The sequence below is a fragment of the Arthrobacter sp. B10-11 genome (genome assembly GCF_033142195.1).
Classification (GTDB): domain Bacteria; phylum Actinomycetota; class Actinomycetes; order Actinomycetales; family Micrococcaceae; genus Arthrobacter; species Arthrobacter oryzae_C.
In genome coordinates this window covers 476554-500530 of record NZ_JAWMTH010000002.1, presented here as the reverse complement: position 1 = coordinate 500530, position 23977 = coordinate 476554, and the positions used below count along the sequence as shown (strand labels likewise).

26 protein-coding genes are annotated in these 23977 nt (G+C 66.1%); 15 read left to right on the top strand and 11 right to left on the bottom strand.

The genetic code is table 11. The features are described 5' to 3' along the window. Positions 1 to 149: 149 nt before the first annotated feature. Positions 150 to 989 (top strand): putative protein N(5)-glutamine methyltransferase, encoded by an 840-nt coding sequence (locus RW112_RS07985; protein WP_317781234.1) that lies wholly within the window; start codon positions 150 to 152, stop codon positions 987 to 989. On the opposite strand, the gene RW112_RS07980 is transcribed toward RW112_RS07985, so the two are convergent. The 7 genes from RW112_RS07980 to RW112_RS07950 all read right to left on the bottom strand — a co-directional run bounded on the left by RW112_RS07980 (position 986) and on the right by RW112_RS07950 (position 8297). Next, positions 986 to 2041: a glycosyltransferase family 4 protein gene (locus tag RW112_RS07980; protein WP_317781233.1), complete on the bottom strand. Its 1056-nt coding sequence runs from the start codon at positions 2039 to 2041 to the stop codon at positions 986 to 988. The genes RW112_RS07985 and RW112_RS07980 overlap by 4 nt on opposite strands. Before the next feature lie 13 nt (positions 2042 to 2054). Continuing rightward, on the bottom strand, positions 2055 to 4214 hold the full coding sequence (locus RW112_RS07975) for a glycogen debranching N-terminal domain-containing protein (protein ID WP_317781232.1): 2160 nt from the start codon (positions 4212 to 4214) through the stop codon (positions 2055 to 2057). Between the two features lie 264 nt (positions 4215 to 4478). After that, entirely contained in the window at positions 4479 to 4994 is a 516-nt protein-coding gene (locus RW112_RS07970) for a hypothetical protein (protein WP_317781231.1), read from the bottom strand. Positions 4995 to 5109: 115 nt separating this feature from the next. Next, positions 5110 to 5373, bottom strand: a complete 264-nt coding sequence (locus RW112_RS07965) for a GlsB/YeaQ/YmgE family stress response membrane protein (protein ID WP_011690132.1) — start codon at positions 5371 to 5373, stop codon at positions 5110 to 5112. A 133-nt stretch (positions 5374 to 5506) separates the two neighbouring features. Next, positions 5507 to 6337, bottom strand: coding sequence for an aldo/keto reductase (locus RW112_RS07960; RefSeq protein ID WP_317781230.1), 831 nt, complete (start codon positions 6335 to 6337; stop codon positions 5507 to 5509). A gap of 124 nt (positions 6338 to 6461) precedes the next feature. Then, entirely contained in the window at positions 6462 to 7433 is a 972-nt protein-coding gene (locus tag RW112_RS07955; RefSeq protein ID WP_317781229.1) for an aldo/keto reductase, read from the bottom strand. 18 nt (positions 7434 to 7451) lie between these two features. Further along, entirely contained in the window at positions 7452 to 8297 is an 846-nt protein-coding gene (locus RW112_RS07950; protein WP_317781228.1) for an aldo/keto reductase, read from the bottom strand. Between the two features lie 213 nt (positions 8298 to 8510). On the opposite strand from RW112_RS07950, the gene RW112_RS07945 reads away from it, so the two are divergent. Together RW112_RS07945 and RW112_RS07940 are read left to right on the top strand one after the other, a co-directional pair. After that, the gene (locus tag RW112_RS07945; RefSeq protein WP_317781227.1) at positions 8511 to 9407 is read left to right on the top strand and encodes a helix-turn-helix transcriptional regulator; all 897 of its coding nucleotides are present in this window, start codon (positions 8511 to 8513) and stop codon (positions 9405 to 9407) included. Between the two features lie 86 nt (positions 9408 to 9493). Next, entirely contained in the window at positions 9494 to 9691 is a 198-nt protein-coding gene (locus RW112_RS07940) for a hypothetical protein (RefSeq protein WP_317781226.1), read from the top strand. A gap of 11 nt (positions 9692 to 9702) precedes the next feature. Here RW112_RS07940 and RW112_RS07935 read toward each other — a convergent pair whose 3' ends face one another. Together RW112_RS07935 and RW112_RS07930 are read right to left on the bottom strand one after the other, a co-directional pair. Next, positions 9703 to 9912 carry a dodecin gene (locus RW112_RS07935; RefSeq protein WP_011690139.1) on the bottom strand — a complete coding sequence of 70 codons (210 nt, stop codon included), beginning with the start codon at positions 9910 to 9912 and terminating at the stop codon, positions 9703 to 9705. Between the two features lie 77 nt (positions 9913 to 9989). Beyond that, positions 9990 to 10886: an SGNH/GDSL hydrolase family protein gene (locus RW112_RS07930; RefSeq protein ID WP_317781590.1), complete on the bottom strand. Its 897-nt coding sequence runs from the start codon at positions 10884 to 10886 to the stop codon at positions 9990 to 9992. A gap of 177 nt (positions 10887 to 11063) precedes the next feature. On the opposite strand from RW112_RS07930, the gene RW112_RS07925 reads away from it, so the two are divergent. Beyond that, positions 11064 to 11321 (top strand): metal-sensitive transcriptional regulator, encoded by a 258-nt coding sequence (locus tag RW112_RS07925; protein ID WP_055801628.1) that lies wholly within the window; start codon positions 11064 to 11066, stop codon positions 11319 to 11321. A 62-nt stretch (positions 11322 to 11383) separates the two neighbouring features. Here the strand turns inward: RW112_RS07925 and RW112_RS07920 are convergent, their stop codons facing one another. Then, the gene (locus RW112_RS07920) at positions 11384 to 12094 is read right to left on the bottom strand and encodes a FadR/GntR family transcriptional regulator (RefSeq protein WP_305943202.1); all 711 of its coding nucleotides are present in this window, start codon (positions 12092 to 12094) and stop codon (positions 11384 to 11386) included. Between the two features lie 152 nt (positions 12095 to 12246). Between RW112_RS07920 and RW112_RS07915 the strand changes: the two genes are divergently transcribed. From RW112_RS07915 to RW112_RS07885, 7 genes are all read left to right on the top strand, one after another. Continuing rightward, positions 12247 to 13743 (top strand): four-carbon acid sugar kinase family protein, encoded by a 1497-nt coding sequence (locus RW112_RS07915; RefSeq protein WP_317781225.1) that lies wholly within the window; start codon positions 12247 to 12249, stop codon positions 13741 to 13743. Positions 13744 to 13781: 38 nt separating this feature from the next. Continuing rightward, entirely contained in the window at positions 13782 to 14681 is a 900-nt protein-coding gene (locus tag RW112_RS07910) for an NAD(P)-dependent oxidoreductase (RefSeq protein WP_317781224.1), read from the top strand. Between the two features lie 176 nt (positions 14682 to 14857). Further along, positions 14858 to 16276 (top strand): GntP family transporter, encoded by a 1419-nt coding sequence (locus tag RW112_RS07905; protein ID WP_317781222.1) that lies wholly within the window; start codon positions 14858 to 14860, stop codon positions 16274 to 16276. Then, complete coding sequence (locus RW112_RS07900) at positions 16276 to 17178, top strand: class II fructose-bisphosphate aldolase (RefSeq protein WP_317781221.1); 903 nt, start codon at positions 16276 to 16278, stop codon at positions 17176 to 17178. The genes RW112_RS07905 and RW112_RS07900 overlap by 1 nt, the downstream gene beginning before the upstream one ends. A gap of 89 nt (positions 17179 to 17267) precedes the next feature. Continuing rightward, on the top strand, positions 17268 to 17660 hold the full coding sequence (locus tag RW112_RS07895; protein WP_317781220.1) for a DUF1304 domain-containing protein: 393 nt from the start codon (positions 17268 to 17270) through the stop codon (positions 17658 to 17660). Between the two features lie 85 nt (positions 17661 to 17745). Next, positions 17746 to 19068 (top strand): acyltransferase, encoded by a 1323-nt coding sequence (locus tag RW112_RS07890; RefSeq protein ID WP_317781219.1) that lies wholly within the window; start codon positions 17746 to 17748, stop codon positions 19066 to 19068. Continuing rightward, positions 19065 to 19421: a GNAT family N-acetyltransferase gene (locus tag RW112_RS07885; RefSeq protein ID WP_317781218.1), complete on the top strand. Its 357-nt coding sequence runs from the start codon at positions 19065 to 19067 to the stop codon at positions 19419 to 19421. The genes RW112_RS07890 and RW112_RS07885 overlap by 4 nt, the downstream gene beginning before the upstream one ends. Positions 19422 to 19470: 49 nt before the next feature. Here the strand turns inward: RW112_RS07885 and RW112_RS07880 are convergent, their stop codons facing one another. Then, on the bottom strand, positions 19471 to 20208 hold the full coding sequence (locus RW112_RS07880; protein WP_317781217.1) for a GAF and ANTAR domain-containing protein: 738 nt from the start codon (positions 20206 to 20208) through the stop codon (positions 19471 to 19473). Between the two features lie 130 nt (positions 20209 to 20338). Between RW112_RS07880 and RW112_RS07875 the strand changes: the two genes are divergently transcribed. From RW112_RS07875 to RW112_RS07860, 4 genes are all read left to right on the top strand, one after another. Next, complete coding sequence (locus RW112_RS07875; protein WP_317781216.1) at positions 20339 to 21022, top strand: hypothetical protein; 684 nt, start codon at positions 20339 to 20341, stop codon at positions 21020 to 21022. Between the two features lie 182 nt (positions 21023 to 21204). Continuing rightward, positions 21205 to 23190, top strand: coding sequence for a glycosyltransferase (locus RW112_RS07870; RefSeq protein WP_317781215.1), 1986 nt, complete (start codon positions 21205 to 21207; stop codon positions 23188 to 23190). Next, entirely contained in the window at positions 23187 to 23516 is a 330-nt protein-coding gene (locus RW112_RS07865; RefSeq protein WP_317781214.1) for an STAS domain-containing protein, read from the top strand. Before RW112_RS07870 ends, RW112_RS07865 begins: the two co-directional genes overlap by 4 nt. After that, positions 23516 to 23947 (top strand): ATP-binding protein, encoded by a 432-nt coding sequence (locus tag RW112_RS07860; RefSeq protein WP_317781213.1) that lies wholly within the window; start codon positions 23516 to 23518, stop codon positions 23945 to 23947. Before RW112_RS07865 ends, RW112_RS07860 begins: the two co-directional genes overlap by 1 nt. Positions 23948 to 23977 lie beyond the last annotated feature (30 nt).

The following is a 23977-nucleotide window of genomic DNA, read 5'->3' as shown; positions in this document are numbered from 1 at the left end:
GAAGGATGATGCGGGAGACCGGCTATTGAGAGCCAAGTCACAACTGTAAGCGCTTGCACCGACTTTTTCCAGCGAATCCCAAGGTTGCTTGCTATCGGTCCGGATTCGGTAGCATGAAACCCACCGACCGCAGCTGAGGGAGCCTGCTCTTGCCGCCAGAACCCCGCATTTCCGCCAGCCCGGAAGAGGCAGTCCGCCGTCTCCGGGCCGCCGGCTGCGTGTTCGCCGAGGAGGAAGCAGGGCTGCTGGCTGGCGCTGCCGGCTCCGCCACCGAGCTGGACGCAATGATCGAGCGGCGCGCCGCCGGGCTGCCTCTGGAACACATCCTTGGCTGGGCCGACTTCTGCGGGCTTCGCATCGGTGTGGTCACGGGAGTATTCGTGCCCCGCCGCCGCACCGAGTTCCTCGTCCGGCAGGCGGAGCTGTTACTCGGCGGGACCGCCCGCGACGCCGGGCGGCGGGACGCCCCCGCTCCCGCCGTCGTGGATCTGTGCTGCGGTTCCGGTGCCGTGGGCACGGCACTGTTGGCGCGCGTAGGCGGCATTGAGCTGCATGCCTCGGACCTGGACCCCGCCGCAGTGCTGTGCGCCAGAAGCAACATCGAACCGGCCGGCGGGCACGTCCATGAGGGCGATCTCTTCGAGCCGCTGCCGGCGAGGCTGCGGAGCCGCATCACCGTCCTGGTCGCCAATGCCCCCTATGTCCCCACGGCCGCAATCGGGACCATGCCGCCGGAGGCCCGCCTGCACGAGCCGCGGATGTCCCTGGACGGCGGCGCGGACGGGCTGGACATCCAGCGGAGGGTCATTGCGGCGGCGCCGGCCTGGCTCGCACGGGGCGGGCATGTGCTGATCGAGACAAGCCGCGGCCAGGCGCGGAGGACCATCGGGCTGATGCGGGAGGCAGGACTATCCGCCCGGCTGGCGCAGGACCCGGAGCTGGACGCCACAGTAGCTATAGGAGCGGTGGTGATAGGTACGGCAGCTTAGAAGCCCGCAGCTGCTGTCTCCTCCGCGGCCCGGGGTGATCCGGACAGGAGTTCCGTATAGAACCGGAGGTACTCCCGGACCATCCGCTGGGAACTGAAGCGCTGCTCGGCCGCCCGCCGGCAGTCGCTGCGGCGCAACCAGCTGCAGCCCTGCAGCGCCTCTGCCAGACCCTGCAGGCTGTCCGCCAGGAACCCGGTTTCGCCGTCGCTGATGATTTCCGGGGCGGAACCGCGGCGCGTGGCCACTACGGGGGTGCCGGACGCCAGGGCCTCGATCATCACCATCCCGAACGGTTCCGGCCACTGGATGGGGTTCAGCAGTGCCACGGACTCGCCCAGCAGCCGGTACTTCTCCGCTGACTCCAGCTCGCCGAGGTATTCAACGTCCGGGCCAAGCAGCGGTTCGATCACGTCATGGAAGTAGTCCAGCTCAAACGGTTCGCGCATCTTGGCACCGATCCGCAGCGGAATGCCCGCCTGACGCGCCACCATGATGGCCTGCAGAAGGCCCTTGTTGGGGTGCATACGTCCCAGGAAGCATGCTCCGCCGTTGTGCGTCGGGCTGTACCGGACGCTGCGGACGTCCAGGCCGTGGTGGATGACCGCGTCCACCTTCACGCCGCGGGCGGTGGAAGCCTGATGGTGCGAGATGGCCACGAGCGCCGTCTCCCGGTTCATGGCGCGGTAGATCAGCGTGAGTTCGTCGTCGAAAGGCCCGTGCAGCGTGGTGACGCGAGGGATGTCCTGCATGCTCCGCCGGCACAGGGGACCGAGCAGTGTGTGGTCGTGGACGATGTCAACGTCCCCCATGGCGTCGTAGGAACGGAGCACGTGCAGGATCTCCTGCCGTCCCGAGTCCATGCTGAGCTCGGAGGATTCCGAGAGCCCGGGAACCCGCGGAACGGGACAGGTGCTGTCACTCGAAGCGGCCAGCACAACATCGTGCCCTGCCTCCGCGAGGCCCGCGGCAAGCGTGTGGACCACCGATTCCGTCCCGCCGTAGCTTGGTGGGGGAACGGGAATCCATGGTGGTGCCAGGATGCCAATACGCATTGCGCCTCCTACATCAGCCGGCCTTCCGGCCGGGGTCGTGGTGGACCCGGATCAGGTCCGCCAGGGGTTCCTGCGTCCCCAGATGCAGTTCAATCGACGGCGGCAGCCCCGTCACGTGTGCGGCATTGCCCGACACCTCGATGGTGAGGCGGGAACCGGCCAGCGGCACCTGCTCCTTCTTCAGGTAGCCGAATCCGTCCGGGAAGGCGGGGCTCAGCCACAGCCGGCCGTTGTCGGCGGAAGGATAAAAGCGAAGGAGGACGCGAATGAGGTGGATGGGCGTAGCCGAGGCCCAGGCCTGCGGAGAGCACGACGACGGATAGGACACCGGGGGCAGGCCCGCCTCGCGCGGGAAACCGCAGAACAGTTCCGGGAGCCGGCCGCCGAAAGCCTCCGCGGCGTCGAAGATGGCCATGGCCACCCGCTGCGATTCCTCGATCAGGCCGTACCGCATCAGGCCGGCGGCAATCAGGGCGTTGTCATGGGGCCACACGGAGCCGTTGTGGTAGCTCACGGGGTTGAACGCGCCCATGGTCGAAGCCAGTGTGCGGACTCCCCAGCCCGAGAACATGTCCGGTTCCATCAGGCGCTGCGCCACGAGGGGCGCCTTGTCATCGTCCACGATTCCTGACCACAGGCAATGTCCCATGTTGGAGGCGCAGGCGTCCACGGGCCGTTTGTCCTTGTCCAGGGCCACCGCGAAATACCCGCGTTTCGGCAGCCAGAACCTGCGGTTGAAATTCTCCTTCAGCGCGGCCGCGCGGTCACCCCAGCTGCGGGCAAGTGTGTTGTCGCCGGCGTGCAGGGCCAGCAGCGCCCGGGCTACGTAGGCGCTGTAGACATATCCCTGGACCTCGCAGAGGGCGATGGGGGGCTCGGCGAGCGTGCCGTCGGCGAAGTTGATCCCGTCATAGGAGTCCTTCCAGCCCTGGTTGATGAGGCCGTGCCTCGTGGCGCGCTCATATTCCACGAAGCCGTCGCCGTCACGGTCCCCGTAGTTGGTAACCCACTCCAGGGCCCGGTCCGCATTGGGGAGGAGTTCCTGCACCGCGTGGTGCTCCAGCCCCCAGCGGCTGATTTCGCCCAGGAGCGTGACGAACAGCGGTGTGGCATCAGCCGTACCGTAATAGGTCTTGTCGCCGCCCAGCGACAGGGCGGCACCAGAACCCAGGCGCACCTCGTGGAGGATCCGTCCAGGCTCCTCCTCGGTGATTTTGTTGACCTTCTGGCCCTGGTGCTCGGCGAGCGTCTGCAACGTGCCCAGCGCGATGGCGGGGTCCACCGGAAGCGCCATGAAGGAGGTCAGCAGGGAGTCGCGGCCGAACAGCGCCATGAACCAGGGGGCGCCGGCGGCGATCACGGTGCGGTCCGGATGGGCAGGGTCCGCGATCCGCAGCGAACCCAGATCGTGCTGGCTCTGGCGCATGGTCCTTTCGAGCGCTGGATTGTCCATGCTGATCTGGGGTGCGGCGGCGCGCCACGTCCGGTGACGGCGGGCAGGAACCGATTCGTGTTGCGGAATGCTGGCCGAGAACTTGCCAGCCGGTTCGCTGCCGTCGGAACTGGGTGTGACCACAATCGTGGCGGTCCACGATCCCTTGGCCGGAACTGTCACTTTGAACATCACCCCGTGGCGGTTCACCACAGCCCCCGGGGCGCGGACTGTCACAGCCAGCAGCCTGCCGTTGTGGCGGCCGCTGATGATCAGCCGGTCGCCTTCGGGCCGGTGGGAGGGGCGCAGTTGCCGGGTCTTGCGGCCGGCTTTGACTTCGAAGAGGTCCGCGAAGTCGGCCTCCACGGCCAGTTTGATGCTGCAGGGCGCCGGGGTGTTGGAGTAGTTGCGCACGGTCAGGGTTTCGCGGACGCCGTCGCCCACCTGCCGGTCCCGCTCGATCACCATGGGCCGGTCGGCGGCCCCGTCCGGCTGGGGCGCCCGCCCGGTGAAGACGGCCCGGTAGGGTTCCGGGTTCACCGCCATGAGCCCTTCCACCACGTGGTCGTTTACCAGCAGGTTCCACCGGGACACGATCCGGGTGTCCTGATAGAAGACACCCTGGGCCAGGCCGGCGTCCAGGTCCCCGTTGCCGGCAGAGATGAAGAATGACGAACCTTCAACGATGGTCACGGCATTGTGGCCGGTGGACCCGGCCGTATCCAAGTTCCAGCCGCTCATGCGTGGCGCCATGGAAGGGATCGCGCCGCGGATCGCGGGGGAACGCAGGCCGCACGTCGAAAGCTCATGAATCACTCCGGACCGGGGATCAAAGGCTGACTGCTTAGCCACCCACATTCTAGAATTCCGCGCTGGCTCGGACAAGGTGCTTTGGACCCTTGTGGGGGCCGGCCCGGACCCGTGTGGGGGCCGGACTGCGGCACAAAAAGGCCGCCCCGCCCGGAACCAATGGTCCGGGCGGGGCGGCGCGACTCCTGCGGGGTTTTAGGTCCGCTCGGGGTTGGTGTTTGTGGCGGCGCCGGCAGGCGTGGCGCCGCCCTCGTCGGACCAGTCCTGGCCCGTGGAGTCACCGAGCGCAGGATCGCTGGTGACGTCCGGGGCGGCGCCCTTGGCGGCGCTGCTGTCCGAGGTGCCTAGGTTGACCGTCTCCGGGTGCGTGCTGTGGGACGGAACGTAGTCACCGGCCGGCAGGTCGCCCTCCGTGGCGGGAACGCCGGTTGTGGCAGTACTTGCTTTGCTGCCGTCCGTTGACTTGTCCCGGTGGACCGCGGAACTGATGACTGTGCCTGCGCGGCGGGCAGCCTCAGTTAGCTGGTCGGAGACTTCGGGCGCCTTTTCCTTGACCGCTTCTGCTGCAGCGGTGACTTTGTCCTGGACGGGTTTGCTGTCCCAGAGAGCAGCTGCCCTCGCCTTGATTTTTTCATAGGCGGCGCGACCGGACCTGGATCCCAGGACGAAGCCCGCTGCCATTCCAGTACCGAAGAGAAGTTTGGATTTCATGTTGTACTCCTGCTCTGTGAGAAGGTTCCGTACTCGGGCTGGCCCGCTGGGGCCTTGAATGAAAAAACGGCCCCAGGAAAAATCCCGGGGCCGTTTTCTCAGGCCGGACTCCGCTTTAGCGGGCCGTGCGCTTGGTGATCATGCCGTAAACAAGCAGGACGATGATCGCACCGCCAATGGCCAGGAGCCACGTGGACAGCGAGAAGAACTCGTTGATGCCGACACCGAAGAGCAGGCTGCCAATCCAGCCGCCGAGGAAAGCACCTACGACGCCCAGGAGCAGGGTGATGAAAATGCCACCGCCCTGACGGCCGGGGAGGATTGCCTTAGCGATTGCTCCGGCGATAAGACCCAGAATCAGAAATGCGAAAAAACCCATTTTATCGTTCCTTCTTCTTCATTGAGGAGGTGCCCGGATCCCGAGCACGCTACATCCTTCTACCCCAATACTAATCATGCTTAGTATTAATCTGCCAGTCGGCGTACCTGTGAATTCCTTGAAGCGCCGATTTTCAGTGGCCCTGAACGTCGGAATTAACCCCGGACTCGTCACCTCCATCCAGCGTGGCGATAGCTGCTGTGTCGTCCGCATCCAAGGCAAAGCTGAAGATGTCCAGGTTCTCTTTCATGCGTTGCGGATGAGCCGACTTGGGAATGACAACGAAGCCCTGTTCTACGTGCCAGCGGAGCACGATCTGGGCGGGGGTCCGGCCATGCTTTTGGGCGATCCTTCCCAGTACTGGCGCGTTCAGGAGGTCATTGCCCGCACCCAGCGGGCTGTATGACTCGGTGGCAACTCCATGCCGCCGGTTGTAGGCGGCATCCACGATCCGGGTCACGGCGGGACTGAGCTGGATCTGGTTCACGGCGGGCACAACATCGCTGGCGGACATCAGCCGTTCCAGGTGCGCAGGCTTGAAGTTGGAGACGCCGATTGACCGCGCTTTGCCGGCAGCCTGAAGCCGCTCAAAAGTTTTCCAGGTGGAGACGAATTCGTCCCGGCGGGGGAGCGGCCAATGGATCAAAAGCAGGTCCACGTAGTCCAGTCCGAGGCGCTTTAGTGACCCGTCCAGCCCCGCCACGGCCCTGTCCTGACCTTGGAATTCGCCGTCGAGTTTGGTGGTGATGAACAGCTCCGACCGGTCCAGGCCGCTGGAGCGGATGCCGTTTCCCACGCCCGTTTCGTTGCCGTATTTCACCGCAGTGTCGATGTGCCGGTATCCGGCCTCAACTGCTTCGGCGACGGCGGCGGCCACCTGCTGGTCGTCCAACGGCCAGGTCCCCAGTCCGATCTGGGGAATCCGGTGTCCGTCATTGAGCTCAATCACTGGTGAAAGTGCCATTTCAAAAGTCTTTCCTATCGGAGTCGGTTTGCACAGTGGCCGAATGGCACGGTATTTCAGCATTTCAACGCTTTCGCGGTGACTCATCCCGACCGTTTCAGGAAGGCAGCCGTTGCAGGAAGGCTTACCAGGCGTAGTCTTCCGGGGCGGTGCGGTGGCCGGGGAAGATGTCATCGAGGCGCTTCAGGGCATCCGCGTCGAGTTTGACCTCAAGGGCCCGGATGGCAGCGTCGAGTTGCTCCTGCGTGCGGGGACCGACGATCGGTGCGGTGACCGCAGGCTGGTGCAGCAGCCAGGCGAGGGCAACATCCCCGGGTTCGTGGCCGAGGTCGTCGGCCAGGTCCTCGTACTGGCGGATCTGGTCCTGGTGCTTCTTCAGTGTTTCGGCCGCCCGCCCTTCGGTGCGCCGGACGCCGTCGCGCTCCTTCTTCAGCACGCCGCCCAGCAGGCCGCCGTGCAGCGGCGACCACGGGATCAGCCCCAGCCCGTACTGCTGCGCGGCCGGGATGACTTCCAGCTCCAGGTTGCGGGTGAGGAGGTTGTAGATGGACTGCTCGCTGACCAGGCCGGTGAAGTTGCGCCGGGCTGCGGATTCCTGCGCCTGGGCGATGTGCCAGCCGGCAAAGTTGCTGCTGCCCGCGTAAAGGATCTTGCCCTGCTGGACAGCCACGTCCATGGCCTGCCAGATCTCGTCCCAGGGTGTGTCCCGGTCTACGTGGTGGAACTGGTAGATGTCGATGTAGTCCGTCTGCAGGCGCTTGAGGCTCGCGTCCAGCGCCCGCCTGATGTTCAGGGCGGACAGCTTGGACTCGTTGGGCCGGTCCGTCATGGTGCCGTAAAGCTTGGTGGCCAGCACCGTGCGTTCGCGGCGCTCGCCGCCCTGGGCGAACCAGCGGCCGATGATTTCCTCGGTCCAGCCGCGGTGGCCCGTGCCGCCGTAGACATTGGCAGTGTCGAAGAAGTTGATGCCGGATTCCAGGGCGGCGTCCATGATGGAGTGCGCGGCCGTTTCTTCGGTCTGGGGCCCGAAGTTCATGGTGCCCAGGCACAGGCGGGAAACTTTAAGGCCGGAGCGGCCAAGGTGGGTGTACTGCATGAGGAAGGGTCCTTTCGGTTAGAGCTGGCTGAAGGCGGCGACGGCGGGGTCGGCGCCCGCGCGGGCGCCCGACTCCAGGGCGGTGATTTCGCTGAGTTCGGCGGGGGAGAGTTCGACGTCGACGGCACCCAGGTTCTCCCGCATGCGCGCCGAATCGGCTGACTTGGGGATGACGATGGTGCCTTGCGCGAGGTGCCACGCCAGGACGATCTGGGCGGGAGTGGCGCCGTATTTGCCGGCAAGGTCCTTGACGGCCGCTGCATTCAGGTCCGCGCCCTGGCCCAGGGGGCTGTAGGCCTCCACCGCAATGCCGAGTTCCCGGCAGGTGGCGGCCAGTTCCTCCTGCTGGAACGTGGGGTGGATTTCGAACTGGTTCACGGCCGGGACCACGTCCGCCGCAGGGAGGAGCGCCTCAAGGTGTTCCGCGAGGAAGTTGGACACGCCGATGGCGCGGATCTGGCTGTTGGCGTAGAGCTTCTCCATCGCTTTCCAGGCCTCGGTGAAGAGACCCTGGGACGGGACGGGCCAGTGGATCAGGTACAGGTCCACGAACTCGACGCCGAGTGCCTTGCGGCTGTTCTGGAAGGCCTCGTGGGCGTTGCCCTGTTCGCCGTTGCGGAGCTTGGTGGTGATGAAGATGTCCTCGCGCGGAATGCCGGAGGCGGCGATGGCGGCGCCCACGCCAGCTTCGTTGCGGTAGGCAGCGGCGGTATCGATGTGGCGGTAACCGGCTTCGAGCGCGTCTTCGACGATGCGTTGCGTTTCTTCCGGCGGCACCTGGAAGACGCCGAAGCCGAACTGCGGGATCTGGACTCCGTTGTTGAGGGTTAGCTGCGGGATGGTGACTTGGTTCATCTGTGACATCGTCAGTACTTCCGGTCGTAGGGCTCGGTGGGGCAGTCGCGTGCGGGACGCGCCGGCGGGGCTGGCGGAAACCGCTTTCAGGCGGCTTATGCATCGAGCCTATGCACTTTGCCGGTCCCTGTCAGCAGGGATTCCTGTTCCTGTTTTTCCTAGGACCGGCAGTCCTACGTTCGTTGTAGAACGGAGCCGCCGGAGCCGTGCACAATGGAAGGCATGGGTCAGAGCGCCGAGTTTGGAAAATTCCTGAAGGCCATGAGGTCACGGTTGAAGCCGGAGGATGCCGGGCTGCCCGGAACCTCCGGCGCCCGGCGGGTACCCGGGCTGCGCCGCGAGGAAATAGCCCGGCTGGCGGACGTGAGCACGGACTACTACACGCGCCTTGAGCAGGGCCGGAACATCCACCCGTCCAGGGCGGTCCTTGATTCCGTGGCACGGGCCCTGCGCCTGGATTCCAGCGAGCAGGCGCACATGATGGACCTGCTCGAAAACTGCGCGGAATCCCAGCGGCCGCCGCTTCAGGCGCAGGCCGTCCGCCCGGGGCTGCGCCAGCTCCTCGGCGCCGTGGGCGATGTTCCCGCGCTGGTCCTGGGCCGCCGGAGCGACGTCCTGGCAGGGAACCGGCTGGCCTTCCTGCTGTTTGCCGATTTCCCGGCCATGCCGGCAGGGGAGCGGAACCTGACCCGCTGGCTCATGCTTGAACCGTCCGCCCGCGAGCTGTTCCGCGACTGGAAATCCGTGGCCGCGGAGGCCGTGGGCGCCCTCCGTGTGGATGTCGGCAGGCACCCCAACGATGCCCAGGCCAATCAACTTGTGGGCGAACTGGCGGTGCATAGCGAACATTTCCGGCAATGGTGGGCCGGGCACCGCGTGGCGGCGCCCTCCGCGGGCACCCTCAGGCTCCGTCATCCGGTGGTGGGCGACCTGGAACTGAACTTTGAGAACCTGGTGCTGCCGGACGACCCCGACCAGGTCCTGCGGGTGTTTTCCGCAAAGCCGGGATCGCCGTCGGCCGATTCCCTCAGCCTGCTGGGCAGCTTCGGGGCCGGGGTGCAAGGCGATGACAGGGAAACAGCGGCCGCAGCTGTGCAGCTGCCACATGAACAGGCCTGATTCTGGGCAAACGCCCATTGGGGGAGTGGGGGAGCTTTCCTAGCCTTGGGGTAGACCTTTTTCACTACCAAGGATGGGATTCAACGATGAAGCGCATCGCACTGCTCCGCGAACGGGTGGCCACAGCCGGCGCCACAGGAACCCACTGCCCGGCTTCCGGACTGTGGGCTCCCGTGGACGCACCGCATGACGGTCAAACCATATTTGAGGGCCACATTTTCCCGGCGTACAACGGCTCGCCCACCCTCTGGCGCCGCAACACGTCGGGCGACACCGCCCGCTAACAGTCCGGGCTCTAACGCTCCAGCCGGAACCCCAGTTTGATGGTCACCTGCCAGTCGGCCACCTGCCCGTTTTCCAGGTGCCCGCGGATTTCCTTGACCTCGAACCAGTCCAGGTTGCGGAGGGTCTTCGCGGCCTCGGCGATACCGTTGCGGACGGCAGCATCCACGCCTTCGTTTGAAGTTCCGACAATTTCAGAAATGCTGTAGGTGTGATTCGACAACTTCGCTCCTCATAATCTCCATTGACACCCGGAACTGCGGGCCGTCCCTGCAGAGTAGCGGACCGGGGGCGGCGCGACTAGGGCTTTACGGCGGTCACTGGACCTGTGGGGAACGGACCTCCGCCTTCCGAACCTGCAGCTAAAGGCCCGTGCGCCAGGCCGGGTCCGAACACCGGGCCCGGTTCCGGTCGTTTGGCTTTCAGGCCCAGATTCGCGGGGCGTTGCCGGACCTGGCGAACCACCCAGGGGAACAGGTAGTCCTTGGCCCACACCAGATCGCTGCTTCTGGCCTGCCGCCAGCTGCTGGTCGGCAGGATCTTTGGTTCCAGCGGCTTCAGGGTGTGGGGCACGTTGAGGGCTTCCAGCACCAAGGCTGCGATGGTGTGGTGGCCCAGCGGAGAGAAGTGGAGGCGGTCGGGATCCCACATGTGCGGAGCCGCCAACTGGCGCAGGGTCCAAAGGTCGGCCACCACGCCGTCGTGCCGGGCCGCTATGCTGCGCAGGTTTTCGTTGAAGATGGCCACCTTGCCGCGGATACGGCCGAATACCGGAGTCCCTCCCCAATCCGGGCCAGTGAAGAGCACCACTGTTGCTCCGGTGGCGCTGAGGAGCCCGATGACCGGGTCCAGCTTCTCTGCCAGCTTGTCGGGATCACTGCCGCGGAAGACGATGTCATTGCCGCCCGCCGAAAGCGTGACCAGGTCCGGTTTGAGTTCAAGGGCCGGCCCCAGCTGGTCATCCACGATCTGCTGGAGCAGGCGGCCCCTGACCGCCAGGTTGGCGTAGGCGAAGTCCTGGTGGCCCAGGCTCAGTTCTTCCGCAACCCGGTCTGCCCAGCCGCGGACGCCGCCGGGGCTTCGCGGTTCCGGATCGCCGTACCCCTCGGTGAAGGAATCTCCCAGTGCCACGTATCGGTTCCAGGGGTGCGGAGCCGGAGTGCTCGCCGCGGAGGGTGTCCGCGCCGGTCCAGGAATACTGAACGTACTCACCTTCCCATGGTGACCCCCGTCCCAAGGCCGAAAACAGGGCCGAAGGGCGCAATTTACCGCGTCCGGCGGCGGCGGCCCGATGCTGTGATTCTTACGACAGCGGCGGGTGTAAATACCAAGGGGGGTATAAGATGGGGGAAGCCCTAAAGCCAGGAGGAAGCAATGGAACTCGATCCCGCCGACATGAAGCCGGTCATCAACCGCCTGCGCCGCGCGCAGGGGCAGCTCGCCGCCGTTACCCGGATGATCGAAGAGGGGCGCGACTGCAAGAGCGTGGTCACGCAACTGGCTGCTGTTTCCAGCGCACTGGACCGGGCCGGATTCTCCATCATCGCCACGGGCCTGCAGCAGTGCATGCAGCAGGAAGACCCGAGCCTGGACAAGGCTGAGCTGGAGAAGCTCTTCCTCTCCCTCGCCTAGCGGCTGACGCGCCGCAGGAAGCTAGGATCCCGGGCGGCTAAGCCCCCGGGTTGTTAGCCCGCTCAGGCCGTCTTGGCCTCGAGCACGTACGTCTTCAGGTCATCCAGCGTCTGCTGCATGTGGGCGTCCATGGCGCTGCGCGAGCGTGCGGCGTCCCGCGATTCCAGCGCCTCGGCAATTGCCTGGTGGTGCCCGATTGCATGTTCCTGGATCTCGCGGAACTTGGACGTCTGGGTCCGGCGCTTCTCCAGGACGCGGTGCAGCGGCTCAAACAGGACGGCCACAAACACGTTTTCCGAGGCGCGGAGGATGACGTCGTGGAACGCGAGGTCGGCTTCCACAAAGGCGGGCAGGTTGTCCGAGTCATGGGCCTTGCGCATGGCGGCAACATACCCGTGCAGGACCCTGATTTCGTCTTCGCTGATCCGGCCGGCCGCCAGTTCACAGGCGCCCGTTTCCAGCATCCGGCGGAGTTCAATCAGCTGGATGGCGGCAGAGGCATCATTCACGCCTTCTGATGCCGCGCGGAGGACGGCTTCAAGGGACGCCCAGCGGTTGAGCGGGTTGACGAACGTGCCACGGCCCCGCTCCACGCTCAGGATGCGCTGCGCTTCGAGTGTTTTCATGGCTTCCCGCACGGTCATGCGGCTGACTTCGTGCTTCGCGCTCAGTTCCAGTTCGCCGGGGACGCTGGACCCGGGAGGGAACTCGCCGGCAATGATCCGGTCCAGGAGTTCATCGGCCACCACGCCGACCAGTGATTTACGTGCCAATTTTCCCCCGTTCAGCGGTGAGCGACGATTTGTCCGACAAGTCTACTTGCGCGTCCCTGTGCCTTGTGCCACACTAGCATTCAAATGTTAGATGTCTGACATCTTACAAATACCTACCCGCAACAGAGATTTCATACACAACGGAGTGCAAAGTGCCCCTTGAAGCAGACGTACTGGCAGCCTTTCCGGCAGAGGTCCAGATTCCCGCTGAGCTGGTTGCCAACGCTGTAGCGGCGTCCTCGGCAGCTTCCCCCCGAGTGCTGGTAGTGCTCGACGACGACCCCACCGGAACGCAGTCCGTGGCCGACCTGCCGGTCCTCACCCGCTGGGACGTAGCCGATTTCACCTGGGCGTTCACCCATATTCGGGAGAACCAGACCAAGCCCGCCGTCTACGTGCTGACCAACACCCGCAGCCTGGACCCCGCCGAAGCCGCTGCGCGGAACGAAGAAATCGTCCGGAATGCGCTCACCGCGGCAAGGGCCACCGAAGGAGGCGTGCTCCGGCTCGGGTTCGTCAGCCGCAGCGACTCCACCCTCCGCGGGCACTACCCGCTCGAACCCGACGTCATCGCCGGCACCGTGGCCGCGGTCAGCGGCGAGGTGACTGACGGCGTCGTCATTGTCCCGGCATTTCCCGACGCCGGCCGCGTCACCATTGGGGGCGTCCACTACATGCGCGGGGACGCCGGAACGCTGATCCCCGTGGCCGAGACGGAGTTCGCCAAGGACGCCACCTTCGGCTACGCCAACTCCGAAATGGCCAAGTATGTGGAGGAGAAGTCCCAGGGCCGTTTTGCCGCGGATTCGGTGATCGTCCTGGACCTGAACATCATTCGCGCCGCCGGGCCGGACGGCGACCCCATGGTCTCCGCGAAGGCAATCGCCGACGCCATCGAACCCGCCGCTGACTCCACGCCCATTGTTGCCGACATCGTCACGGAGAACGACTTCCGTGCCCTGGCGCTGGGCCTTGAGGAAGCGGAACGCCGCGGCAAGAAACTGCTGTACCGCGTGGGTCCTCCGTTCGTCCGCGGCCGCATCGGCCAGGACATCCGCCCCGCCCTCAGCGGCGAGGAGGCCTACGCGGGCAACACTCCCTCCACGGCCGGCGGCCTGATCGTCGTGGGCTCCCACGTCGGCGTCACCACGCGCCAGCTCAATGACCTCACCAAGCAGCACAGCGCAGCGCGGATCGTCGAGATCGACGTCGAGAAGCTGCTTGCCGCTGAAGACGTGGCGGAGGCTTATATCGGAACGGTGGTATCCGACGTCGTCACCGCGCTGCAGAGTGGCGACGTCATTGTCCACACCAGCCGCCTGCTGATCAAAACCGGCGATGCCGCCGAGAGCCTGCGGATCGCGCGCACGGTGTCTGCCGCCGTCGTCGCCGTCGTGAACCGAACGCTCAAGACGTTCCCGCCGCGTTTCGTCATCGCCAAGGGCGGCATTACGTCCTCGGACGTGGCAGCACACGGCCTGGAAATCCGGCACGCGATTGTCCGCGGGCCCATGCTCCCGGGCATTGTCTCCCTCTGGGAGCCGGTGGACGGTCCCGCCAAGGGCATCCCGTACATCGTCTTCGCCGGCAACGTGGGCGACGACGAATCCCTCACCCAGGTGACGCGCAAACTCAGCAACACTTTCTAAACCTCCCCACCGGCACCACCCATTCAATGGAGAACACCATGACCAGCAACTACACCATCACCGTCCTGGGCCTCGGCGCCATGGGCCTGCCCATGGCCACCCGCCTGGCCAGCCAGCTCACCGTCCACGGCTTCGACATCGCCGAACCACGGCTGAAGCTCGCCGAAGAAGCCGGGATCCGCACCTTCGCCTCCGCACGCAAGGCCTCCGAAGGCGCCGACGCCCTGCTCCTGGCAGTACGCAACGGCGAGCAGCTCAACGACGTCCTGTTCGGCGAGAACGGTGTGGCCTCCGTGCTCAAGCCGGGCGCCGTCGTGATCCTCGGCAGCACCGTGGGCACCGAGGCCATCCCGGCCACCGTGGACCGGCTGGCCGCATACGGCGTCGATCTGGTGGACGCACCCCTGTCCGGCGGCCCCAAGCGCGCCGGTGAAGGCGACCTGCTGATCGTCGTGGGCGCATCGCCGGAGGCACGGGAAAAGGCCCGCCCCGCGCTGGAGCTGCTGGCCTCCACCCTCACCGTCGTGGGCGACAAGCCCGGCGACGGCCAGGCCCTCAAAACTGTCAACCAGCTTCTCTGCGGCGTGCACATCGCCGCTGCCGCCGAGGCGCTGGCCCTGGCCGACGCCCTCGGCCTGGACCAGGAGAAGACCCTCAAGGCGCTCGAAGCCGGTGCCGCCGGTTCGTTCATGCTCTCCAACCGCGGCCCGCGCATCCTCGAGGCCTACACGGAGGACGGCGCCGAGGTGCTGAGCCGCCTGGACATCTTCGTCAAGGACATGGGCATCGTGGGCAAGGCCACCCGGGCGGCCGGCCTCGCCGCCCCCGTCGCCGCAGCAGCTGAGCAGCTCTACCTGCTGGGCCAGGCCCAGGGCCTCGCCGCGGCAGACGACTCCGCCGTCATCAAGGTTGTCGCCCCCACCAAGCGCACCGCCTGACCACCCGCCCCCTCCTCCGGAGTTTTTGTCCAGATATCGCGACTTCGGACGCCATTTGGCGCCATTATCTGGACAAAAACTCCGAACAACTCAAGCCCGACGACGGCGGTCCCCCCTCCGCCGTCGTCGTACCACCCGTCCGGCCAGCCGTCCTGGCCTGTCAAAGGAGACACCCAATGAGCGCTCTCGCTCTTCTGGCCATAGCAGTCGCAGGCGTGGCCCTGCTGCTTGTGGCAGTGATCAAGTTCAAGATTCCCGCTTTCCTGGCCCTGCTTGTCGTCAGCGTCGGCGTAGCCCTCGTCGCCGGAATCCCCCTTCCGGACATCATCAAAACGGTCACGGAAGGCATGGGCGGGACGCTTGGTTCCGTGGCCATCCTGGTAGGCCTCGGCGCCATGCTCGGAAAGATGATCGAAATCTCCGGCGGGGCGCAGGCGCTTGCCGGAAAGTTCACCCAGCTGCTGGGCCCGCGCCGGGTCATCGCGGCACTCACGGCAGCAGCATTCCTGCTCGCCATCCCGGTGTTCTTCGACGTCGGATTCATCATCCTGATCCCCATCATCTACGGCTTCTCCAAGGCTGCAGGCGTGAACCCGATCAAGATCGGCCTCCCTGTTGGCGCCATCATGCTGGCAATCCACGTAGTGGTTCCGCCGCACCCCGGCGTCGTCGGCGGTGCTGGCATCCTTAAGGCCGATATCGGGTGGACCACGATCTTTGGCCTCCTCATCTGCATCCCCGTCGGTTTCCTCGGCTACTTTGTGGCCAAGAAACTGAACCGCCGCGAATACAGCATGCTGTCCACCACGGCCGAGCAGTTCCGGCTCTTCGGTAGCGGCAAGTCCGAGGTCGAGCAGGACTCACCCCAGGGCACCTCCGCCGTATCGGTCAAAACCGCCGTCAAGACGGCCCCCAGCCCCGCCATGATCATCACGCTGATTGTCCTGCCCATCCTCATGATCATGGTGGGCACGGTGGGTGCGGTCATCCTGCCCAAGGACTCTTTCGGCTCCCAGCTCGCCGCTTTTGTTGGCGCACCCCTCATCGCCTTGCTGACGGCCCTGGGCCTCGCCTACTACTTCCTCGGCATCCGCCGAGGCTGGTCCTCGCAGCACACGGGTGAAGTCATGGACTCCGCGCTCGCTCCCACCGCGATCGTGATCCTGGTGACCGGCGCCGGCGGCGTATTCGGCAAGGTCCTGACAGTTTCCGGCATCGGCAAAGCGCTGGCCGAAGGACTGCAGTCCGCAGGTCTCCCCGTCATCCTGATGGCCTTCATCCTCGCCGCCATCCTGCGCGCTTCGCAGGGCTCCGCCACCGTGGCCATTATTACGACGGCGGGCCTGCTCGCCGCCTCAGTGGCCGACGGTGGCTACTCGCCGGTGCAGACGGCGCTCATCCTTGTTGCCATCGGCTTCGGCGCATTCGGACTCAGCCACGTCAATGACTCGGGCTTCTGGATCGTGACCCGCTACCTCGGCTTGTCCGTCGCCGACGGCCTCCGCACCTGGACCGTCCTCACCACCATCCTGGGCCTGGCCGGCTTCGCCCTGACCTTCGTTGCCTGGATCCTGGTGGGAGGCCTGAGCGCCTGATGCGTGCCCGACTCGACCACCTGGTGGTGTCCGCCCTCCAGCAGGGCGCAGCCGTTCCGGCCTTCACCTGCTACGACTTCACCACGGCGCTGGCCGTGGTGGAGGCGGCCGAAGAGGCCGGACGCGGCGCCATCCTGCTGGTGGCCCCCAAAACCGCGGCCACACCGAACGGGCTGCGGCTCATTACCGCCCTCCGCGGGCTGGCCGACTCCGCCGGCGTTCCCATCGCCGTGCAGCTGGACCACGCTTCCGATCTCCGGGTGATTGCCGACGCCGTCGCGGCGGGGGCGGATTCGGTCCTCGCCGACGGTTCCTCCTTGCCCTACGAGGACAACATCGCGCTGGTCCGCGAAGCGCGCGCCGCGCTGGCAGCGCAAGGCCATGCCGACGTCGTGATTGAAGCGGAACTGGGCGGCCTGGCCGGCGACGAGGACCGCGCCTTCGGTGCGGACGCGTCAGGTCCGTTGACGGACGGCACCGCCACGGGCGCACACGCAGGATCCGGCACCGCCGGGCTGACCGATTCCGCCCAGGTGGAGGACTTCGTGGCCCGCACCGGCGCGCAGCTGCTGGCCGTGGCCGTGGGCAACGTGCACGGCAAGTACAAGGGGGAGCCGCAGCTGCGGTGGGACGTGCTGCAGGACATCGCGGTGCGAACCCACATCCCGCTGGTGCTGCACGGCGCTTCCGGCATCCCTGCGGAGGAACTGGTTAAGGCCGCCGCCATGAACGTGGGCAAGGTCAACTTCAACACTGAACTCCGCACCGGCGTCCTGGCCACGCTGGAAGCCGAAACCGGCCCGCACCGCGCCGACGGCGAGAACCTCCAGGGACTTCTCGGGAAGTGGAACGCCTCGGCCAGGGACTTCGCCGCCGGAGCCCTGTCCACCCTCACCAAGTAGGAGTTTTTGTCCAGATAACGGGAGTTGGAGGGCCATTAGCTCGCGATAAGTGGACAAAAACTCCCGGCGAGGGGGGCTAGGATCAAGCCATGATCCCGGCCTCCCTCGTTTTTGCGTTCATCGCCGGCCTGCTGCACGTCTACATCTTCACCCTGGAGTCCGTCACGTGGACGCGGCCGGCCACCTGGAAGCGCTTCGGCGTCGCCTCGCAGGCCGACGCCGAGACCACCCGTCCGCTGGCCTACAACCAGGGCTTTTACAACCTGTTCCTGGCCGTCGGCGCGCTGGCCGGGATCGGTGCGGTCCTCCTCGGTCAGCCGGTCATCGGCTGGACCCTCATCTTCGCGTCCTGCGGATCCATGCTGCTCGCCGCCGCCGTCCTGGCGCTGAGCGGGCGGAAGTACCTCCGCGCCGCCGCAACGCAAGGCACGACGCCGTTGCTCGCCGTCGTGCTCGGCCTCCTGGGGCTGCTCACCGCCTGAGCCGGCACGGTTTCTGGTCCTTGACGGACGCCCGGCGGACAATGGACAGTACGCAGAGTATCGTTCGGTGTCCGTAGGGAGCGCAATGGGTGTTCCGCAGCCGCAGCAGCCGGCACGCGATGTCGTGATCGACCTTGCCCGCTTCTTCTGCCTGGCGCTGGTGGTGGTGGGGCACACCATGATGGTCAGTCCCGTGCTCCACCCCGACGGAACCGTGACCACCGAGAACACCCTGGCCCTGCAGGACTGGTTCGAACCGATCATCTGGATTTTCATGGTGATGCCGCTCTTCTTCGTGGCCGGCGGCATCACCGGGCTGCAGTCCTGGCGGCGGCTCAAGGCCCGTGGCGGGACCGGCCTCGAATTCGCCCAGGCGCGGCTGCTGCGCCTCATCCGCCCGGCCGCTGCACTGTTGGCCGTGATGTTCGCCGGGCTGTGGGCCGCCCGCCTGTCCGGCGTGGAACCGCAGGTGGTGGAGCTGATCGTCACCGGCGCCGGAATGCCGCTCTGGTTCCTTGCTGCGTACCTGGCTGCCCAGCTGAACATTCCCCTGCTCACAACGCTTCACGAGCGTTCCCCCTGGCTTGCCCTGGCCGGCCTCACCGCGCTGGTGGTGGCCGTGGACTGCCTCCGCGGCGCCCTGCCGCTGCTGGCCTACGCCAACATCCTCTTCCTGTGGTGTGCCGTCCAGCAGTTGGGATTCATCCTCGCCGACGCTCCGGCGGGAAAGCCGCGCGCCTCCACACTGGTAGCTGTCATCGTGGCGAGCAACCTCCTCCTGGGCCTGGTGACGGGCCTGGGGCTGTACCGCGGCAACATGCTGGTGAACCTGAACCCGCCCAACTTCTGCCTGCTGCTCCTTGGCGCGGCGCAGGCGGCCGCGCTCCAGCTCTCCCGGCCGGCGCTCACCGGTGCGGCCTCGGCGCGGTGGGTGCGGGCCGTGGTGGGCCTGGCCGGACGGCGGGCCATGACCGTTTACCTGTGGCACCTGCCGCTCCTGGCTGCAATGTCCGGGCTGTTGCTGCTCACAGACTTTCCAAAGCCATCAGCCGGGACCGCCGAATGGTGGTGGTCGCGGCCGCTGGTCCTGCTCGGCATCATCGCCCTCCTGCTGCCCGTGCTCGCCGTATTCGGGCGGCTGGAGGAACGGCCGACGGCGTCGGCCCGCTCCCGCCGCCGCCCCGCCGCCGCAGTGGTGACCGCCGTTGTGGTGGTGTTCATCCCGGTGGCCGACGCGGCGGTCAACGGACTGACGCTCGCCCTGCTGGGCGGGGGAGCGGTGTGCTTTACCTTGGCCGTGCTCCTGCTGGGCCGGATTCCCGCCAGGGCCGCCGCGCCGAACGGCACGCCGGGCGCCCCCGGCGGGCCATTGCCACAGGCGCCTTTAAGTGCCAATGTCGAACCATGACGGAGAACACGGTATCCACGGAAGACACCTTCAGTCCGGACGTCACCACCATCCGGAACGATGACCTCCACCGCTACGAACTGCGGGTGGGCGGGAAGCTGGCAGTGGAGTCGCGTTTCGTGGACAGACCGGGGCATGTGGACTTCATCCACACCGACACGGCGAAGGAATTCGCCGGGCAGGGGCTGGCAAAGGTGCTGGCGCATTTTGCCCTCGACGACGTTGTCTCCTCGGGGAAGCGGATCATCCCGCATTGCCCGTTCATCTACGGCTACCTGAAAAAGCACGACGCGTACGGCCAGTTCATCGACTGGCCCGAGCAGCCGCCCACGGACGAGGTGACCGCCTCCTAGCGGAATGCCTAGGCGTCGAACTACCTAGGCGTCGAACTGGCGGAGCGGCCTAGCTATCGAAGTGCGTGGATGGCGTTTCCGGGGCGAATGATTCCACAACCTTTTCCGCCACGACCCGGAGCTTCTGGTTCCGGCTGCTGGACGCCCTGGTGAGGATGGCCATCGCTTCCGCCTGCGAGCAGCGGTTCTGGCCCATGATGATGCCTGCTGCGAGATCGATGACGGTGCGGGATTCCATGGCGGACCGCAGGTCCGCAGCCAGTTGCTGCTGGACGCCGATCCTGACCGCAAGGCGAAGCGCCCTCTCCGCCTGCGAAGCGAACAGTTCAGCCTTCAGGATCGACGCGGCGTCGAAAACGTCCGCGGCCGGGGCGAACACGTTCAGTGCAGCGGCGGCGCCTGTGTCCAGGGTGAGCGGGACGCCCAGTACGCTCAGGCGCCCCAGCGAGGCAATGGCACGGCCGTATTCCGGCCAGCGAGGGTCGGTGCGTGTATCCGGGACCAGCACCGTGGTGCCCGTGGACATCGCGTGGAGGCAGGGACCCTCGCCGTAGTTGTGCTGGATCTCGTCGAAGAGGCGGGCCTCCGGGTCGCTCCAGGCAGCCGTTGTGGTGCGGTGGTGGCGGCTCAGGGTAACGGCGCACGAGACCTCCTGCCCGAGGCTGCGCGAGAAGGAACTGGCGGACAGCTCGCAGAGTTCCGCGAGGAATGCGTTGACGTCCTGGCTGCTGATGACCAGATCCTGCAGCTGTTCGGCCACGGATGTGCCCAGCGTGATCTCGTCCATCTTTCAAGTCTAGTTGTGGCCGGCGGCGAATGACCCGGTGCCCTGAGGCCGGCTTGTGGCGCAGGCAACTAAATCGTATGGTTTAGGTGAGTTATGCAGCTGGCTCTTGGATGTCTCATTGGGAGAAGCTTTGAACCATAAGTTGCGTGTGCTGGTCCGTGTGGATATCGACCCCGGACGTGTGACCCTAGAGGTCGCCGGCTGCCTGACCCAAGCCAATTACCCCGTGCTGCTGCACATCATGCGCCGCGGACGCCGGCTCGCACCGGAGCAGGACATCACTGTGGACCTCCAGGGCGCGTCCCATCTTGACCCGGAAGTCCTGATGTACCTGCGCCACATCGCCGAACGCGAGGCCGAGGGCGGGCAGGGCGCCGAATCCAGCGAGAGCGCCGTCGAAGCTTTCCGGCTCACACTCGCCGAACCTGCGGAACTGCCGATCTGCCTTGAGCATGCCGGACTGGCGGGCGGCGAAGAAGCAACCCTGGACGGAAAGATCAACGCCCTCCTGGACGCTGACGCCGCCTCCGGTTTCGACATTGATGCAGTTCCGGCAGCTGCCGGGGAGCAGCGCACCATTGACGGCCTGGAGCTGTCCGAGTACCTCGAGGGGAACCTGGATCCCGCCTCGACGGTCCGGGCGTTGTCGGACGATGCCCTCGGCAAATTGGCCGATGCCCTTTACCGGCACCTTGACACCCGCAGCCCTTCCTTCGGGGCGCACACCTGGTACGAACTGGCGGCTGAGGAACTCCACCAGCGGCACCTGACGGAGCCCGAGGGTCCGTCCCAGGAGGAGATCGCCGCCAGTTGAGGCCGGCGCGGAAGGTCCAGGCCACGTCACCAGCGGCGTCGTGGTCCAACTGCCGTGTGTGCGGATAGTGTTGGACTGACTCAGGTCAGCCAGCCGGTCCTGCTCCATTGGTCTCACTTCGGAGCCGGAACCTCAACGGGCGGCTGACTGCACCGACGAGGACCCAGGGGGACATCCGGGCCATGACACCACGGCAGCTGACTATCAGGCTGATCGTTCTGGCCACCGCCATACTGGGCCTGAACTACATCATTTGGCGCTGGATGGTTTCCATCAACTGGGAAGCCTGGTGGATCGCGGTCCCGCTGGTCCTGGCGGAAACCTACTCCCTGGTGGACTCCTTGTTGTTCGGAGTCACCATGTGGCGCTACCGGCAGCGGGGCACGCCGCCCCCGCCGCCGGCCGGCCTGATGGTGGACGTGTTCATCACCACCTACAACGAGCCGCTGGACCTGGTCATGGGGACGGCGCGGGCCGCCAAAAACATTGAATATCCGCACAAGACCTGGATCCTCGACGACGGCAACCGGGCCGAACTGCGTGCCATCGCCGAAGCGGAAGGCATCGGCTGGATCACCCGTTCCGAGGACTGGGCCAACCGTCCCCACCACGCCAAGGCAGGCAACCTCAACAACGCGCTGCTCGCCACCGATGGCGAGTTCATGCTCATCCTGGATGCCGACCAGATCCCGGACCCGAGGATCCTTGACCATACGCTGGGTTATTTCAACGATCGCAGGATGGCCCTGGTCCAGACACCACAGGTGTTCGTCAACGTCCCGCCCAATGATCCGCTCGGCAGCCAGGCGCCGCTGTTCTACGGCCCCATCCAGCAGGGCAAGGACGGCTGGAACGCTGCGTTCTTCTGCGGTTCCAACGCGATTATCCGCCGGGAAGCGCTGATGCAGCTGGGTGTCATGCGGTACGTCTCGGAAACGGAGCTGGCACTGAACAAGGCGCTTCGGACGGCGGACAAGGTGGTGGCCAAGGCCCGACGCCAGCTTGGCCCCGGCCAGGAGCGCCTGGCGGCCGCGCTGTCCACCGTGGCCACCGACCTGCAGCAGGTCCGGCGTGAGCTGAGCGACGGGCAGGCCATTGCCGATGTCACGTACCGGTTCCAGGAGCGTGTGGACGCCGTGGCCAGGAACCTGGTGGCGGAAGACTTCGCGGCGCTGCATGCGGAGCTGAATTCCATTGAGGGGCTGTCCCGGACCATCGACGTCGACGGTTCGCTCGCCGTCGTCGACGACGTTGCGCTGGACAGGCTCTCGCAACGCGACTGGTCCCCGCTGGGAGCGGTGGAAACCGTCCGCGTGCTGATCGAGTCGGTCAACGCCGAGAAGGCCGGCGAGGCGCAGGCACTCATGCCGCTGGCCACCATTTCGGTCACCGAAGACATGGCCACGTGCATGCGGCTGCATTCCCTCGGCTGGGAATCCGCCTACCATCACGAAAAGCTGGCCGACGGACTGGCCCCCGAGGACCTCGACTCGATGCTGACGCAGCGGCTCCGGTGGGCGCAGGGCACCATGCAGGTCATGTTCCGGGAGAACCCGCTCCTGCAGAAGGGGCTAAGCCTGGCCCAGCGGCTGATGTACCTGGCCACCATGTGGAGCTACCTCGCCGGATTCGCCGCAGTGGTCTACATCGCTGCCCCGGTCATCTACCTCACCCTGGGAATCCTGCCGGTGCAGTCCTTGAGCAACGAGTTCTTCCTCCGGCTCATCCCCTTCCTGGTGGTCAACCAGATCCTGTTCTGGGTGGTGGGGCGCGGCGTGAAGACGTGGCGCGGCCAGCAGTACTCCCTGGCCCTTTTCCCCACCTGGATCACGTCCGTCACCTCCGCGTTCGGGAACGTGTTCCTGGGCCGGGACCTGGACTTCCGCGTGACACCCAAGACGCTGCAGGCACGCAACCGGCTGCCGTGGCACCTGGTCCGGCCGCAGCTGATCGCCATGGCCGTCCTGGTCCTGGCGGCACTGGTGGGCGTCATCCGGCTGCTGCTGGGCCAGGGGGACCTCCTGGGCAGCTCGGTGAACTTTGTGTGGATTGCCTTTGACCTGCTGATCTTCAGTGTGGTCGTCGAGGCCGTCCGCTACCCCGGCTACGATGCATGGCTGGACGGCAACAAGTCGCTGGACAACAAAAAGAAAGAGGAACTTCCGTGATCGAATTCAACAATGAAACCCTGGCCAACGGCGTGGGCGTGATCCGTCCCGTAGGCCGGCTCAATATGGTGTCCGCCCCGCACCTGGGGGCCAACATCGATGCGCTCATCGGCGACGGGACGGTGCGTCTGGTGGTTGACCTGGCCGGCACTGATTTCATCGACTCGTCCGGACTGGGCGCCTTGATTACCGGGCTGAAGAAGACGCGGCAGGCCGGCGGCGACCTCCGGCTGGCCAACCCCACGGCGCAGATCACGGCGGTCCTGGAAATGACAAACCTGAACAAGGTGCTGCAGCCGGTCGCTTCGGTGGACGGGGCCTATTGATGAGCCGCCAGTTCGGCCTGCGCGCCGCCGCCGTTCCCGAAAGCCTGGAGCTGATCCATGGGCTGCTGGAGGACGTCTGGGCCGGTGAACCCGGGATTGAATCCATGGACCGTATCCGGTTCGAGACGGCGCTCATCGAGGTGGCGTCCAACATCATTGAGCACTCCCAGCCTGCCGGGAGCGACCCAGTACGGTTCGTCCTGGCGGTGGAATGCGAACCGGAACGGCTCTATGCAGAATTCACGGACAACGCCAAGCCGGCCGGAATCGACCTCGCAGCCGCTGAACTGCCGGATGACATGTCCGGAAGCGGGCGCGGGCTTGCCCTTGCCAAGGTGGCGCTGGACCAGTTTTCCTACGCCAAGGAGGACGCCGGAAACCGGTGGACCCTGCTCTGCCGGCGCAGGTCGACAGCCACCGCCGCGCCCTAAGCCCCGCACTAAGGGGCGAATTCTGCCGCA

Excerpts from the sequence above, each read along its gene's own strand:
- RW112_RS07950 (WP_317781228.1), bottom strand. The coding sequence starts at position 8,297 with ATGTCACAGATGAACCAAGTCACCATCCCGCAGCTAACCCTCAACAAC.
- RW112_RS07880 (WP_317781217.1), bottom strand. The coding sequence starts at position 20,208 with ATGGACGAGATCACGCTGGGCACATCCGTGGCCGAACAGCTGCAGGAT.
- RW112_RS07910 (WP_317781224.1), top strand. The coding sequence starts at position 13,782 with ATGACCAGCAACTACACCATCACCGTCCTGGGCCTCGGCGCCATGGGC.
- RW112_RS07885 (WP_317781218.1), top strand. The coding sequence starts at position 19,065 with ATGACGGAGAACACGGTATCCACGGAAGACACCTTCAGTCCGGACGTC.
- RW112_RS07905 (WP_317781222.1), top strand. The coding sequence starts at position 14,858 with ATGAGCGCTCTCGCTCTTCTGGCCATAGCAGTCGCAGGCGTGGCCCTG.
- RW112_RS07945 (WP_317781227.1), top strand. The coding sequence starts at position 8,511 with ATGGGTCAGAGCGCCGAGTTTGGAAAATTCCTGAAGGCCATGAGGTCA.
- RW112_RS07970 (WP_317781231.1), bottom strand. The coding sequence starts at position 4,994 with ATGAAATCCAAACTTCTCTTCGGTACTGGAATGGCAGCGGGCTTCGTC.
- RW112_RS07860 (WP_317781213.1), top strand. The coding sequence starts at position 23,516 with ATGAGCCGCCAGTTCGGCCTGCGCGCCGCCGCCGTTCCCGAAAGCCTG.
- RW112_RS07980 (WP_317781233.1), bottom strand. The coding sequence starts at position 2,041 with ATGCGTATTGGCATCCTGGCACCACCATGGATTCCCGTTCCCCCACCA.
- RW112_RS07960 (WP_317781230.1), bottom strand. The coding sequence starts at position 6,337 with ATGGCACTTTCACCAGTGATTGAGCTCAATGACGGACACCGGATTCCC.
- RW112_RS07975 (WP_317781232.1), bottom strand. The coding sequence starts at position 4,214 with ATGAGCGGCTGGAACTTGGATACGGCCGGGTCCACCGGCCACAATGCC.
- RW112_RS07955 (WP_317781229.1), bottom strand. The coding sequence starts at position 7,433 with ATGCAGTACACCCACCTTGGCCGCTCCGGCCTTAAAGTTTCCCGCCTG.
- RW112_RS07900 (WP_317781221.1), top strand. The coding sequence starts at position 16,276 with ATGCGTGCCCGACTCGACCACCTGGTGGTGTCCGCCCTCCAGCAGGGC.
- RW112_RS07895 (WP_317781220.1), top strand. The coding sequence starts at position 17,268 with ATGATCCCGGCCTCCCTCGTTTTTGCGTTCATCGCCGGCCTGCTGCAC.
- RW112_RS07890 (WP_317781219.1), top strand. The coding sequence starts at position 17,746 with ATGGGTGTTCCGCAGCCGCAGCAGCCGGCACGCGATGTCGTGATCGAC.
- RW112_RS07870 (WP_317781215.1), top strand. The coding sequence starts at position 21,205 with ATGACACCACGGCAGCTGACTATCAGGCTGATCGTTCTGGCCACCGCC.
- RW112_RS07940 (WP_317781226.1), top strand. The coding sequence starts at position 9,494 with ATGAAGCGCATCGCACTGCTCCGCGAACGGGTGGCCACAGCCGGCGCC.
- RW112_RS07925 (WP_055801628.1), top strand. The coding sequence starts at position 11,064 with ATGGAACTCGATCCCGCCGACATGAAGCCGGTCATCAACCGCCTGCGC.
- RW112_RS07965 (WP_011690132.1), bottom strand. The coding sequence starts at position 5,373 with ATGGGTTTTTTCGCATTTCTGATTCTGGGTCTTATCGCCGGAGCAATC.